The organism is Luteolibacter sp. (assembly GCF_039920825.1).
In the GTDB taxonomy this organism is placed as follows: domain Bacteria; phylum Verrucomicrobiota; class Verrucomicrobiia; order Verrucomicrobiales; family Akkermansiaceae; genus Luteolibacter.
The window spans coordinates 1-14,495 of the sequence record NZ_JBDSCX010000058.1; the positions used below are offsets into that span (position 1 = coordinate 1).

Here is a 14,495-nt window from a genome sequence, read left to right on the forward strand (position 1 = left end):
CATTCCACCGAAAGATCTCAACGAATACGTCGGCAACGTCTACGAATTCAAAATCGTCAAGGTCAACGACGAGCGCAAGAACATCGTTCTTTCCCGCCGCGAAGTCATCGAAGCCGAGCGCTCCGAGCAACGCCAGGTCTTCCTTTCCACTGTCAAAATCGGCGACAAGGTCACCGGCGCGATCAAGAACATCACCGACTTCGGTGCCTTCGTCGATCTGCAAGGCATGGACGGACTTCTCCACATTACCGACATGTCGTGGGGCCGTATCAACCATCCTTCCGAGCTGCTTCACATCGGCCAGTCCGTGGATGTCGTCATCCTCGACGTCGACAAAGAGAAAGAGCGTGTTTCGCTCGGCCTCAAGCAAATGTCCGACAATCCTTGGGAAGATATCGAGCGGAAATACCCGATCGGTCACAACGTCAAGGGTCGCGTCACCAAGCTTCTTCCTTACGGAGCATTCATCGAAATCGAGCGCGGCGTCGAAGGCCTCGTGCACGTTTCCGAGCTCAGCTGGGTCAAGCGCATCACCCGTCCTTCCGACGTCCTCGAAATCGGTCAGGAAATCTCGGCCGTCGTCCTCGGCATCAGCATCGAAGAGCAGAAAATCTCGCTCGGCGTGCGTCAGCTCGATTCCAACCCATGGGATGAAATCGAACTCCGCTATCCAGTGGGTGCCACCATCAAGGGCCCGGTCCGCAACCTCACCGCTTACGGTGCGTTCGTGGAGCTCGAAGAAGGCATCGATGGTATGATCCACGTCTCGGACATGTCCTGGACCCGCAAGATCAACCACCCGTCCGAAGTTCTCAAAAAGAACGACGAAGTCGAAGCCATCGTGCTTGCCATCGACAAGGGCAACCAACGCGTCTCTCTCGGTATCAAACAAACCGAAGGCGATCCATGGAGCCTCATCGACAGCCGCTTCAAGGTCGGCGACCTCGTCAAGGGCACTGTTGCCAAGATCGCGTCGTTCGGCGCCTTCATCAGCCTCGACGGTGACATCGACGGCCTCATCCACATCTCGCAACTCAGCGAAGACCACGTGGAGAAGGTCAAGGACATCATCAAGGTCGGCGAAGAGATCGAAGCCCGCGTCATCAAGGTCGACAAGGTCGAGCGCCGCATCGGCCTTTCCATCAAGGCCGTCGGTTACTCCGATGACCAATTGAAAAAGGAAAGCGCCAGCTTCGAGAGCCTCCGCCCATCCTCCGAGATGGTCGGCCTCGAGCAAGCGTTCAACCTCGCCGCCGCCGCCTCCGAAGACTGGAGCCCGGGTCAGGAAGACTAATCAAACAGCGGCGGTCATCGCGACCGCCGCTACACGCAAGAAGCCGGACGGGGAAACTCGTCCGGCTTTTTTGTGCTGCCGTCGCCGGGTCGCGATTCCAGGAATTGTTAGAATGACTCGCCCAACCCTGCATCTGGAAGGAGACGCTTCTTGGAAGAGCACGACCGGGTTGCTACTGAACAGGGTCTTCTTGAAATTGGTGGCTGAGAGTTTTTCTATCCGGATTCTTTGGCATCCGCACGGATCCTTTAGCTTCTTATTTTTAACCGCGTACCGGGAAAGCCTTTTACAAGTCCCATCAACTGCGGGTAACCTGCCGATGTGAAAAAACTAGCTCTCTGCTGTTGCGCCGCTTTTGTGACCTTGTTTGCTTCCTGCTCTTTGAATCGCCCTGAAGTTCCGGCCGATCAGGCCACCAAGATTCGCCAGCACCGGATGGCTCCTTCGGAGGACATGGACGAGATCAACAGGGCGAAACTCGGCTCGCCGCTGCCATCGGCGAACGACAGTAGTTGGAAATTCTGATCGCTTCCTTACCCATTCGACGCCGACTCGTTTCCCCTGGCATGGCGCATTCGCCGGACGTGAAGAAGCGGTGAAACTAGGAAGATCCTTGTGCAAACGCAGGGACTCTTCAGTGAGGCCTGCGAGGTGGCGACGGTCTTGGTATTTTCCGAGGGAGTCATGACCACTGAAAACAAACGCGCCGTCTTGGACGTAGCCAGTCCTGCATTATGAAAACCTTGTTATTCCTCGCCCTCTCCGCCGTTTCTCTAACCGCCGCCGGCCTTCCCGGTTGGAAACTTGTCTGGTCCGATGAATTCGACAAACCCGGACTGCCCGATTCCGCGAAATGGAGTTACGAAACCGGAATGCTCCGGAATCACGAGAAGCAATTCTACACTCAGGACAAGGAAAACGCCCGCGTGGAGGATGGCCATCTGATCATCGAGGCTCGCAAGGAGCAAAGGGAGAAAGGCGATTTTACCTCCGCGAGCCTCAATAGCAAAGGGCACGGGGAATGGACTTACGGCCGGATGGAAGTGAAAGCGAAAATCCCGGCCGCTCGTGGCACATGGTCCGCCATCTGGATGCTGCCAACCGACATCGGGAAGGTCGGCTGGCCCAAGTGCGGGGAGATCGATATCATGGAGCACGTTGGCTATGATCCCGGCGTCATCCACGGCACCCTTCACACGGAGGCCTACAACCATATGAAGCATACCCAGCGCTCCGCCCAGGTTTCCGAGAAATCATTCGCCACCGAATTTCACACCTATTCCATGGAGTGGTCGGCGGAGAAAATTCTGATGGAAATCGACGGCAAGGTTTACGGCACCTTTGACAAGAGGGCCGGCGACGGCGTGGCCCAGTGGCCGTTCGACAAGCCGTTCTATCTGATTCTCAATCTCGCGATCGGCGGTGACTGGGGCGGAGTGAAAGGCATCGATGACACGGCGTTTCCCCAGCGGATGGAAATCGATTACGTGAGGTTCTATCAGAAGTCTCCGTAAATGAAAAAACCGGACGGGATCGTTCCCGTCCGGCTCTGTTTCAGATCCCAGGGAATCAATCCTTGATATCCATTGCGGCGTATTCGCCATCCTTCCTTCGGTAGATAATGGTCAGGCAACCGCGGCGGGCGCTCTTGTAGAGCACGAACGGGCGGTCGGTGAGTTCAAGCTGCATGACGGCGTCTTCCTTGTACATCGTGCGGATCGAGTAATTCTCCGGGTGGACGAGGAACGGTTCCGGCTCGATGTCGGAATTTTCCGGGTGATCCAGAACGTCTTCGGTGAAGAAGCGTTCTTCAAGATGCCGGATCGACTCATTGCGGTGCGGGCGATGCTTCTTCATCAACCGCGTCTTGTGCTTGCGCATTCGTCGGGCGATTTTCTCGATCGTCTCATCAAGGGCGGCATACATGTCCTTGCCCTCGGTGTGCGCTTCGATGGTGATGTGGTTGGCGCAAAAAAGAATGATTTCGGCGATGTGCCGGTTTTTTTGGACGTCGAGAATGACCTTGGCCTCAATGATTCGCGGGTAATCAAGATGCAGTCCCTCGATCTTTTTGGTCGCGTGGTCGCGCAGGGCATCGGTCACTTGCTCGTGCCTCACCGTGACGGTGATCGGCAGATTGACGTTGGCGGTTTGCATGGTTCGTATTGGTTGGTATTTGGGTGAGCGGACGGCAGTTCTAACTGCCTTATCCGTCGGATACCTTGAACCAGATTCGAGGAGAACGCCACGCTCTTCTTCGAAAAAATCACGCAGGAATTGCCCGGCCCGTCTCTCGGAGATTTCCCACCCGGCATTCGGCTGGATTGAAGCGACATTTCTCTAGCGCGGGCGGGTAAGCTCGTCGAAGGTAGAGCGTTCCGTACCGTCAGGAGCGGGAGCCGGCTCCTTGGTCGCACCGGCCTCGGTGAAGAGATCCTTGAAATTGTCGGTCGGCGACACTGCCGAGCCGCCGATGTTCAACGTAATCCAACGGAATCCTTCCTTGGCAGGTCCCATCATTGTTTTCAGACGGGATGTCTTGGGGATCATCGCCTCCGAAAGCCCGACGCGGAGCTTTCCGGACAGCGCCTCGTTGGCCGCCATTGAGAGCTCCCCTTGGATCGCCATCCGCCCCTTACTCACGAAATTGAGATCGCGGAAAGTGATGACACCTTTTTCCCGGTGGAAGGTTCCGGTGGCATCGGTATCGAAGACCGGTTTTTCGAACCACTCGTCGCCATCCAGCAATTGCGCGATTCCCAGCAGGAAAGGAAATCCCTGGAACTCGATGTTCGAAGACGGCGTGACGCTGAAGGCAATGTCCAGCGTGGGAGACGAATTCTCCACGGGTAGGAATGAAAAGTAGTTCGACTTCGCTGCCGAAACGGAATCAATCCTGCCGGAAATGATGTGTCCCAGATGTGCCCCGGCAAGGCCCTCGACCAGAAAGGCGTCGAGACTGGCTGCTAGATTGGATGTCTGACTTTGTTTGTATGGGGAAATCGTGCCGGTCAGTCCGAGTGAACCCCGGTCATCGCCGGGGTGGAATACCTGCAGACTGACGACGTTGATCTCATTCCCGCGGAATTCGATGAGCGCCCGGTTCATGCGCAGATTGGGCCAGCCGGAAATCGCCAGATCACCGCGGTAAAGTCTCATTTGAGGCAGTCCGGCCTGCGTCTCCGATGTCAGCGAGGCTTCCGATTTATAGAGCCGGAGAATCGGGCTTTCGGGAGACCCCAGAGTGAGATTGAGAACCGGGGTGCGGTAGCGGTTGAAACGGATGGGGAGTTCTCCTTCGACTTTGTTTACCGTGCGCAACGCCGTTCCCGGTTTCGGAATCTGTAGGGTGAGATTTCCTTCCGCCACAGTGACTTCCTCACCCGTCATGGATTTGCCGAGAAAACTGGTGGGAAAGACTTCCGCGTTGATTCCCCGGACCGTGAGAGTTCGCAACAGGTTGCCAGCCGGCCATTCCAACGTCAGATCGTTCGCATTGGCCGTTTTAGGATTCATCCGGAACTGGGAGAGGTCTGTGGTTGCTCCGGTGGACTGCCCGATCTTCTGGAGAAGCCCTTCGCGGAACGGGCTGCTGTTCGCGTAAATCACGGCACCTCCGACAGTGAGGACGGCAAGGAATACCAGAATCAACGCGGCGGAAACCTGAATGATGCGGGCCCGCCGTGTCCGCACGGATTGCTCTTTGTGAGGTTGACTGGAGCGACGTTTGCGTTTGCGGACGCGGATCGCCTGGCTTCCATCCGAACGCGTCACCAGTTCGCCATCTTCGGGATTCTCCGCGGGCGAACCCTTCAATCGATCCATCATCTCGTCGATCGAGTATTTTTCCGGCTCGCTAGGGGCGGCTGACATTTTTCAAAGGTAGGGAGAATTCAAGTCGATCAGCGGTCCCGATAGCGACGGCCTGTCGGGTCCATGACTTCCACTCCGATCAGGAAAATGATCGCCGTGCTGATTTTCTGAGTGGCCTTGGACTGGAAGAGCCGTCCGATGATGGGGATGCTGCCGAGGATGGGGGTTTGATCCTCCACGTTTTGCACGGTTTCCTGGATCAAACCACCGACGACCATAGTGGCGCCGTCGGTCACATCAACCTCGGTGTCGAGTTTCTTAACGCTGAAAATGGGTTCGAGAATCGCGTTGGGAGTGAGCAATACATCTTCCGGTCCCAGCAAGCCTTGCTGGGTGGAATTGATGGGGCTGCCGTAGTTCACGAACCCATCGAATTCGGTGAAAACCGGATTCAGTTTTACGTTCACGGATTGCTTGTTCTCAGCAACGACCGGCACGACGTCGAGAGTCACGCCCACATCGCGTTCCTTGAAGGACGTTGGAGTGGAAGGAGTTACAGGAGTGCTGCCGCCACCACCAAAAGTGTCTCCTGTCGAATTCGGCAGTTCAGGGGGCTCGTATTCATCCGGAAACATGAATTCACGAACGATGTGAATAGAGGACTGCTGGCCGCTGCGGGTGACCACCGAAGGTTTGATCACCACGTCCACCCCTGTTTTCTGGTCGAGGCCACGCATGATCGTCTCTACGGTGGCGTTGTCGATCTCACCTCTTAATGCAAAGATTCCGGGCGCGGCTTTCTGGACTTGGCGGCCCAACTGACTCGTGAGGAGATTGTCGATGTTGTTTCCGGAAATCGCATAGTCGCCGCTGCGGTTTCCCGCAGTGATGGGGTTGAGTTGTGGGTTGGCCGGAGGATTGATTGTATCCGTAATGGGTCGTTGGTTGCCTGTGGTGCCTCCTGAGAGGTTCAGCCTGTCGTTACCGGGAACCCAACTTTCTCCGCCGAAGCCGATATTGTTCAACAACCAGTCAAATCCAAGCTCTTCCAAGCGGTTCTGCTCGACCTTAATCATCGTCACAGTCACCGAAACCATCACCGGTTCGGTCTTGGTCATGGTCTCGATGATCTGGGCAATAAACTCCTGATTGGACTCGGTGTTGATGATCCGAAGCAGATTGTTAGCCGGAGTGTAACTGGCGGAAGCTCCTTGTGGAAAGCCGACGCCCTGCTGGACCAAGGCCTCTTGAGCACCGAGGCGTTTTGCGAGAAGTCCGCGGCTTGCAGGCGCTTCGGCGAAGGGATCCGCAGGCTCCGCAGCGGAGGTCGCGGAGCCGGAGCTGATCGAGCTGATGAAATCGGGAGGAACCCGGTAGGTGCGCGAGACCAGCTCTGCGGAAGTCGATCCCAAGGGCGAGATATTTACTGAGAAATCATCCGTGGAGAAGCTCGTCTGGGTGATCTCCGTGATGTATTTGAGAACTTGGGAAAGAGGAACCTGGCTGAGCTGGAGGTCGAACCGCTGCTTGCGAATCCTCGTAGCGGCAGGCGAGTCCGGGGCGCCTAAATTGACCGTGAAATTCACACCCTTGTGGGATGGATCCAGTTCCGTGGTGTCGTTTTCAGCGGAGCGGAGGCGCAGGAAATCCAGAGCTTCCTCCAACGACGCCTGGTCCAGTGCGAACTTGGGAATGATGATCCGGTCGAGCTTGTTTTTGACCGTGACGGATTCCTTATCCAGCAGACCCATATTGGCGTCCCCAAAGGTCGGCTCCACGTTGACTGGGGAAAGCGGGGTCTCCCATCCCTTGTCAACCTCGGCGAGCATTTCCGCCCGAGCGTGATCGTAGCCGGACTTTGAGTAATCACTTTTCGCCTGGGCGACGCGTTCCAATCCACGACGCGCAGCGGTGTTGGTGGAATCGATGCGGATCGCCGATTCGTAGTTCCGCTTCGCCTTGTCGTAATCACCAAGATTGTAGGCACCTTCGGCGGTGTAGAGCAGCTTGCGCACGGAATCCACATTCTGGGTGTGTTCCTTGGTCAGCGCGGGATTCGTGCGGATCGGATCGTCGAGCTGGTTGCGGAAATCGAGTGCGCCCGGATTGTCAGGGGCGACCGATTTGATCAGGACCTTGTCCACGGCAGCCTTGGCTCCGGCGACGTCGCCATTGCGGGAAAGTTCGCGCGCGTATTCGACGGATGCCTGGGCATAGCGTTGGGTGGCGGCGTCCCGGAGTTCGGCGGAAATGGGGGCGTCCGGGATCAATTCGCGGGCACCGGCATAGGCTTCAACCGCATCTTTGTAACGGGTGCCGGTGTAGGCTTCATCGCCTTTGCGAAGCAGCTCCTGAGCCTCCTCGATCGCCACACTGCGGCGTGAAAGTTCACTCTCGGCAAGGCCCGCGCTCCCCCTCGGCTCACCGGCCGTCAGCGGGACAATCAGGCAGGCACTGGCTAACAATGCAGCGCGGCCACGGAAGGAATAATTGGGTTTGAATGTCTCCATGCGAATGGTTGCCGCGACGTATAGAGAGCTTGGAGTGCGAGAGTAAGCGCAAAATCCGGAAAATTCATCTTTTTGAAAGCCACGGAAACTCAAGCTGGATGGCGATCGTCCGACGGATCACCGTAGGCTGCCGGAAGTAAGGCGAAAGCTTGGTTGCGATGATCTTGCGGACCTTGGACAGAACAGGTGGAATGGAGTTCATGCGAAAAGTGTTCACATGAACCAATCTGGTGTCAAGAAGATCGCTTTATTTCTTCGGATTGGTTAATAAAAACTCCCGCGCTTCTTCCGCATCCTTTTGAATTTGAATGCGCAACGCATCCAGCGACGGGAATTTGATTTCCGGTCGGAGATGGTTCTGGAAACGGACCTCGAGCTCCTGTCCGTAAATGTTTTCGGCAAAATCGAACAGGTGGACTTCAAGCGTCCGGGATTCGCCGTTAACGGTCGGACGCAGTCCCAAATTCGCGACGCCGGGAAGGTCGCGGCCGTCGGGAAGTTGCACCCGCACGGCCCACACTCCGTCGAGCGGAAGTTGGGCGTCGCCGGTGGCGAGATTGGCGGTCGGAAATCCGATCGTCCGACCGAGCTTTTTACCTTCGATGACGGTGCCACAGACGACGTAAGGCCTGCCGAGCATTTGTGCCGCCGCATCGAGATTTCCATCGCGGATGGCCTGGCGGATGCGGGTGCTGCTGATGCGCTCGCCGTCGTGCATCACCGGTGGCACGGCTTCCAGTTTGAAACCGCGCTTCGCTGCTTCATTTTCGAGAAATGTTACGTCGCCGCTGCGGTTGTGGCCGAACCGCCAATCCTCGCCGACCGCGATGGTTCTAACGGGCGACGCCATGAGTTGATCGATGAATTCCGACGCCTCCATTTTCGCAACCTCCATGTCGAAATGCAGCGGAATGAAAAGTTGCACGCCGTAATCACCCACTGCCTTCGCCTTGTGCTCCAGCGTTTCCAACAGCGAGGTGGGAGCTTTTTTCGGAGCGATAACGCGGATCGGATGGGGATCGAAAGTCAGCACTCCCGCCAGCCCGCCTTCCCGTTCTGCGGCTTTCACCGCGCGTTCGATCACCGCCTGATGGCCGACGTGGACACCGTCGAAAACCCCGAGCGCGAGGTGCAGCGGCACGCCGAGAGCGGGCAATTCTTCAAGGCGTTTGCAAATCAGCACTCCGCTGGGATAGCGGCGGCGCGCAGCCACTTCAAGCCTTACGCACGAGCGGTTCGGCCCTTTGGCAAAGTTGCAGTGCGAGTCCCCATGGATCCCGCAGCATGAGCAGGCGGGTGCCGTCGGGACGTTGGATTTCATCGACCGCGGTGGCTCCGGCGGCGATCAGCTTCGCGCAGTCCTCGTCGGGCGATTCGGAAACGAAGGCGAGATGAAACAGCAGGGGATTCATCGCCGCGTAATCCGGAACTTCTTCTGGTGGATTGCAGTATATCTCGATGACCGTCTCCCCATCATCGTCTGCTAGAAAATGCGTCTGCGTGGGAACAGGGATGTGCCGGACGATTTTCAGTCCCAGATGTTTGCCATACCAGTCCGCGACCGCCACCGGATCGGCGACGTTGAATGCGACGTGTTCGATTTTCACGGGTCTTTGGGTTTGCCACATCCGCAGTCGTGACCGCAGCCGGATTTCTTCTTCGGCTTCGCGATGCGGATGATGAAAATCACCATCGTGATGCCCACGATGGCTGCGGCGGTGGTGGTTTGCCAGTCCATGTTAGAATCCGAGGAGTTTGCCGGCTTGGAAGACGACGAGCGATGCCGTGTAGGCGAACCCCGTCATGAAAACGAACTGGCCGATGGCCCATTTCCACGATCCCGACTCGCGGGCGACGACCGCTGTCGTGGGTAAACATTGCAGCGCGTAGATGAAGAACACCAGCAGCGAAATCAGCGATAGCGGCGTGAAAATCGGCCGTCCGTCCGGCCAAGTGGCGGCGGCGAGTTTATCACGCAGGGCGTTGCGGGTATCCTCCTCGCTGTCGGATTCCTCGACCCGATAGAGAATCGCCATCGAGGAAACGAACACCTCGCGCGCTGCGAACGAAGTGAGGATCGCCGTGCCCATCCGGCCGTCGAAACCGAGCGGTTTGACGATTGGCTCGATCACCTCGCCGATGCGGCCCATCGCGCTGTGTGCGAGCGCTTCGGCATCGTCCGCACCTTCCTTTTTCGGATAGGTGCTGAGCGCCCAGAGCAGGATGGAAAGGCCGAGAATGATCGTGCCCGCTTTTTTTACGAAGGAGAACGCGCGCTCCAGCACATGGCGGAAAATGTAGTTCCACTGCGGCCTGCGGTAGGGTGGAAGTTCTAGCAGGAAATGGCCGGGGCTGATGTCCTCGCCCAGGCGGCCGCGCAGAATGCGGGCGACGATGAACGCGGTTAGGGTTCCCAGCGAATAGATGGAAAACAGGATCAGCGCTTGTTTCCAAGTGCCTTCGTGTTCGTGAAGCAAGAGAGGGACGACGAGGAAATAAACCGGTAGCCGCGCCGAGCAGCTCATCCACGGCGCGACGAAAATCGTGACGAGACGTTCCTTGGCCGAGTCGATGGTGCGGGTGGCCATCACGCCGGGAATCGCACAGGCATAGGAGCTGAAAAGCGGCAGGAAGGATTTTCCGCTGAGCCCTGCCTTCGCCATCACGCCGTCCATCAGATAAGCGGCGCGGGCCATGTAGCCGGAACTTTCCAACAGCCCGATGAACAAAAATAACAGCAGAATCTGCGGCAGGAACATCACCACCCCGCCGACTCCGCCGATGATGCCATCGACTACCAGTGAGCGGAGATCGCCATCCGGCATCAACGATTCGATCCAGTTGCCGAGCGCGCCTTGTCCGGATTCGATCCAGCCCATCGGGATCGCGGCGAACGAGAAGATCGCCCAGAACACGGCGAAAAAGATGACCGCCATCGAGATCCAGCCGAGAATCGGATGGAGCAGCACCGAGTCGATCTTGTCCGATAGAGTCTGCTGGTGGGCGTCAGGCCGGCGGGCGGCGAGTTCGCAAACCCGGGTGACGAACGCGCGCCTGGCAGCTTCGGGATCACCGCCCGCGGAATTCCAAGTGACCTCTGAGGCGACCGGCAGGGGAAGTCGCAGCGCTTGCTTCAGCTCGACAATTCCTTTTTTGGCATTCGCCTGCATCGGCACCACCGGGATGCCTAACTCTTCGGAAAGTTTCGCGGGATCGAGCCGCAGGCCGCTGCGCTCGGCGATGTCCACCATGTTGAGCGCAAGGACGCAGGGCAGGCCGAGTTCGATGACCTGAAGTGTGAGCTGGAGGTGGCGTTCGAGGTTAGAGGCGTCCACCACGCACACGACCAGGTCCGGAATGGACTCGCCGGGGAGCGATCCGTTCAGCGCGTCGAGCGCGACTTTTTCATCCGGGGAATTCGCCCGCAGCGAATAACAGCCGGGCAAATCAAGCACACGCAGCTTGCGTCCGTGCGGTGTGTAGGCCTCGCCGGATTTTACCTCCACGGTGACGCCGGCGTAGTTGCCGACCCGTTGGTTCGCGCCGGTTAGCGCGTTGAAAAGCGTGGTTTTTCCGGCGTTGGGATTGCCGATCAGCGCGATCGTCGAAGGAGCGTCTGTGACGGAGGTCATTGAAAACTTCAGCCCACGGGAGATACAAGCACCTGCTCCGCCAACTCGCGGCTGATCGCCATCCGGGTGCCGCAGATCGAGCAAATCAAATTCCGGCCGCCGGCGATTTTACGGACCTGCAGTTGCTCGCAAAACCCGAGATCCCGCAGCCGCTCGCAGGCCGGGCCGTTGAGGAGACGGATCTGCATGTCGCAGCCGACCTTGGCTTGGTTCAAGGTCATGGCACTGTCGATTTCCAGAGCAGTGGCAAGCGCGTGTGACATCTCCGTCAAGATCGACAGTTGAGATTGGTTTGCAACAAGAAAAACGGCGCACCGGCAGCTATTTCAAGCCCCCGTCCGCAGCGTCAGGATCGCCAATTCCGGCGGACAGGCGAACCGGACCCGCACCCCGACCGTGCCCACGCCGCGGGTGACGAACAGATTGGAATCCCCGCGGGCGTAGTGGCCGTAGTTGTAAATCCTGCCGTAGCTCACCGTCCGCGGGGCGTATTCGATGAGCGGCACCCGACATTGTCCGCCGTGGGTGTGGCCGGAAAGCTGGAGCTGGATGTCCCGCCGGGCCGTCATCGCGTCGAAATAGTCCGGCTCGTGGACCAGCGCGACGACCGGGGTCGTTTTGGAAATCCCCCTGAGCGTGCGTTCCGGATCCGGCCTGCCCTTCCAGACGAAGTCCGTCCCGGCGATCGCCAGTTTCTCCCCCCGCACCGACAACTGGCTGTTCTGGTTGATCAAAAACGAGAAGCCCGCCTTTTCAAAAAGCCGCCGGATCACCTCCGGCTGCCCGCGCCAGCCGTCGTGATTTCCCAGCACCGCAAATACCCCGTGCGCGGCCGACATTTTTTCCAACAGCGCGAGCAGGGGAGGCACCACCCGCAGATTGCCGCTGGTGTAGTCGCCGGTCAGCGCGATCAAATCCAGCTTTTCCCGCCGCACCTGGGCCACCGCCTTCGCCACCAATTCATCGTCATCGCCCGGCCGGAAATGGAAATCCGACAACACCCCGATGCGGAGTCCGTCCAGCCCCGGCGGCAGTTGGCGGGTCCGCATTTCCTTACGCGTCACCGTCAGATGTCCGGGCTCGAACCAGAACGCATCCAACAGAGCACCCGCGCCGCCCGCCACCAGCGCGGCCAGCATCCTGCGCCGTGTGAACCCGAATCGTTTCCTTGCGATGGCCTCGTCCTGCATTTTCACCCGCGCATCCCGCACGCATCGTGTGAAACGCGGATGAAGATCCGGTGAAATCGAACCCTCCGACCCCGATTCCGCCTTGGCAAAGGCCATTGAATTACCGATGCTTGGAAAGCCCTATGCGTCTGATAGACCAATATCGCCCGCAGACTATTCTCTCGCTTTTGCAGGCGAGCACCGTGTTGGTCGGTTCGCTACAGTTTTGAGATCATTGGCACCATTCCGTCGCTTTCCGCCATGCCGATCGCGGGTATGTGGATGCCCACATCATGTATAAGACCCTGAGCGGAAGCAGTTGATACGCTTCGTTAGGTCAAATATCTGGTTTTGTGAAATACGCATTTCTACGTATTTCCTCGTGAGTGAATGTGGGCGAGACTCGGGACTATGGTTGTGACCTGCCGTTTTCCGTCGCGAGTCCTCATCAAGACTCTCCCATGCCTCATCGCAGCCGTTCTGCTCCCGGCTTCCGTCCGGGCCGGGCTGGCGGATGTGAAGGGTGTGTGGGATCTCGATTCCACCTTCGACGGCTATTGGCCGACCTTTACGCCGCTCAATGCCTCCTCGCTGGTGGCGGGTAGCGACTACAGTTTCGGCACTGCGGGTGGCTTCACCTTCCTCCAGACGCAGGTCTTCAGCCCTTCTGCGAAAAGGCTCACTGTCACCAATCCCATCGGCGCGAACGGCGGACCGGGCGCGACCTTGACCAACCAATGGACGGTCGTGATGGATGTGAAATTCGACGCGCTCCAGCCCTATGCCGGGATACTGCAACTCGATCCCGCGAACTCCAGCGACGTGACCTTTTACGTGTTTTCCTCCGACAATCTGGTGGGAACTGTCACTTCCGGACTGGGTAGCCTGAGCACGACCGGAGCCATCGCCGTCAACACGTGGTATCGCCTTGCCATCACTTGCGCGAACAATGGAGCGGGTGGGGGAACGACGGTGAAACTCTACCTCAACGGCGCACCTAACGGAACGGCACGGACCAGCACCTTCAACGGCGCGCTCTCCCTCCGCCCGACCTTCCACCTCTTCTCGGACAACAATGCCGAGCTGAAGCCCGTCAAGCTCGGCAGCCTCGGCCTGTGGGGCGAGGAACTCTCCGCCGCCGACATCGCATCGCTCGGAGCGCCGCAACCGACCGGCATCCTTGCTCCCGGACTGATCAACCCGGCGAGTCCGCCGCTCACCGATAGCACCATTTCCGTCTCCGATCCCTATGCCTACGGAGCTAACATCGGATGGATCAACGCGCGCCCGTCCACGGACTGGGGTGTTGTCATCGGCGAGCACGCCTGTTCCGGATTTGCCTATGGCGCGAATTGCGGCTGGATCAATTTCGGCGATGCCTCGCCGGTCAATGGCATCCGCTACGCCAATACGGATGGGGCGGACTATGGCGTGAATCACGACGGCAGGGGCAACCTCTCCGGCCTCGCGTGGGCGGCGAACTTCGGCTGGATCAACTTCGGCACGGATGCCCTCGGCACCGCTCGTCCGCTAACTGATAGCGATCGCCCGCGCTTCGATCTCATCACTGGCCAGTTTTCGGGCTACGCCTATGGAGCCAATGTCGGCTGGATCAATATTTCCTCGCTGAAGGCCGCGACCACGGCCAGTCCGGACACGGATGACGATGGAATGGCCGATGCCTGGGAGCGGGAGAAATTCATCTATCTCAGCGTCAGCAATGGCACCACCGACCGCGATGGCGACGGCATTTCCGACAAGGACGAATATCTGGCCGACACCAATCCAAACGACCCTTCCAGCCGACTCCGGATCACTTCCCAACAGGTCCAGTTTTTCCCGAACAGCGGCTACAATCTTTGGGACGTCACCTTCGCCAGTTCACCCGCACGGATCTATCAACTGCAAACTTCGGAGACTCTGACGGGCTTGTCCTGGTATGGGCAGACGGGCCTTTTTCCCGGTTTCTCCGGCGTGACGACCTCCCGGCAAATCGCGGTGCAGCCCGCCGTGAAAAATTTCCTGCGCGTCGCCGCCTCCGTTCCGCTCCAGCCGTGAGCCTGCCAACCACACCCAA

14 protein-coding genes are annotated in these 14,495 nt (G+C 58.4%); 4 read left to right on the forward strand and 10 right to left on the reverse strand.

Annotated elements, in window-relative coordinates; genetic code table 11:
• The 3 genes from ABIQ96_RS17500 to ABIQ96_RS17510 all read left to right on the forward strand — a co-directional run.
• A partial coding sequence (locus tag ABIQ96_RS17500; RefSeq protein WP_348215917.1) for a 30S ribosomal protein S1 occupies positions 1 to 1,294 on the forward strand: 1,294 nt, incomplete at its 5' end.
• Between the two features lie 381 nt (positions 1,295 to 1,675).
• Positions 1,676 to 1,819 carry a hypothetical protein gene (locus ABIQ96_RS17505; protein WP_348215918.1) on the forward strand — a complete coding sequence of 48 codons (144 nt, stop codon included), beginning with the start codon at positions 1,676 to 1,678 and terminating at the stop codon, positions 1,817 to 1,819.
• Between the two features lie 209 nt (positions 1,820 to 2,028).
• Positions 2,029 to 2,808, forward strand: a complete 780-nt coding sequence (locus ABIQ96_RS17510) for a glycoside hydrolase family 16 protein (protein WP_348215919.1) — start codon at positions 2,029 to 2,031, stop codon at positions 2,806 to 2,808.
• Between the two features lie 55 nt (positions 2,809 to 2,863).
• On the opposite strand, the gene raiA is transcribed toward ABIQ96_RS17510, so the two are convergent.
• From raiA to ABIQ96_RS17560, 10 genes are all read right to left on the reverse strand, one after another.
• Complete coding sequence (raiA, locus tag ABIQ96_RS17515) at positions 2,864 to 3,451, reverse strand: ribosome-associated translation inhibitor RaiA (RefSeq protein ID WP_348215920.1); 588 nt, start codon at positions 3,449 to 3,451, stop codon at positions 2,864 to 2,866.
• A 183-nt stretch (positions 3,452 to 3,634) separates the two neighbouring features.
• A complete protein-coding gene (locus ABIQ96_RS17520) occupies positions 3,635 to 5,167 on the reverse strand; it encodes a hypothetical protein (RefSeq protein ID WP_348215921.1) in 1,533 nt (510 codons plus the stop codon).
• 29 nt (positions 5,168 to 5,196) lie between these two features.
• Entirely contained in the window at positions 5,197 to 7,617 is a 2,421-nt protein-coding gene (locus ABIQ96_RS17525) for an Amuc_1098 family type IV pilus outer membrane protein (protein ID WP_348215922.1), read from the reverse strand.
• 64 nt (positions 7,618 to 7,681) lie between these two features.
• On the reverse strand, positions 7,682 to 7,819 hold the full coding sequence (locus ABIQ96_RS17530; protein ID WP_348215923.1) for a hypothetical protein: 138 nt from the start codon (positions 7,817 to 7,819) through the stop codon (positions 7,682 to 7,684).
• A 45-nt stretch (positions 7,820 to 7,864) separates the two neighbouring features.
• Entirely contained in the window at positions 7,865 to 8,830 is a 966-nt protein-coding gene (locus ABIQ96_RS17535; protein WP_348215924.1) for a bifunctional riboflavin kinase/FAD synthetase, read from the reverse strand.
• A gap of 1 nt (position 8,831) precedes the next feature.
• Complete coding sequence (locus ABIQ96_RS17540; RefSeq protein WP_348215925.1) at positions 8,832 to 9,224, reverse strand: VOC family protein; 393 nt, start codon at positions 9,222 to 9,224, stop codon at positions 8,832 to 8,834.
• On the reverse strand, positions 9,221 to 9,355 hold the full coding sequence (locus ABIQ96_RS17545; RefSeq protein WP_348215926.1) for a hypothetical protein: 135 nt from the start codon (positions 9,353 to 9,355) through the stop codon (positions 9,221 to 9,223). Before ABIQ96_RS17545 ends, ABIQ96_RS17540 begins: the two co-directional genes overlap by 4 nt.
• Position 9,356: 1 nt before the next feature.
• A complete protein-coding gene (gene feoB, locus ABIQ96_RS17550) occupies positions 9,357 to 11,249 on the reverse strand; it encodes a ferrous iron transport protein B (RefSeq protein WP_348215927.1) in 1,893 nt (630 codons plus the stop codon).
• A gap of 8 nt (positions 11,250 to 11,257) precedes the next feature.
• Positions 11,258 to 11,512, reverse strand: coding sequence for a FeoA family protein (locus ABIQ96_RS17555; protein ID WP_348215928.1), 255 nt, complete (start codon positions 11,510 to 11,512; stop codon positions 11,258 to 11,260).
• A gap of 63 nt (positions 11,513 to 11,575) precedes the next feature.
• Positions 11,576 to 12,535 carry a metallophosphoesterase gene (locus tag ABIQ96_RS17560; RefSeq protein ID WP_348215929.1) on the reverse strand — a complete coding sequence of 320 codons (960 nt, stop codon included), beginning with the start codon at positions 12,533 to 12,535 and terminating at the stop codon, positions 11,576 to 11,578.
• 300 nt (positions 12,536 to 12,835) lie between these two features.
• On the opposite strand from ABIQ96_RS17560, the gene ABIQ96_RS17565 reads away from it, so the two are divergent.
• A complete protein-coding gene (locus ABIQ96_RS17565; protein WP_348215930.1) occupies positions 12,836 to 14,476 on the forward strand; it encodes a LamG-like jellyroll fold domain-containing protein in 1,641 nt (546 codons plus the stop codon).
• Positions 14,477 to 14,495 lie beyond the last annotated feature (19 nt).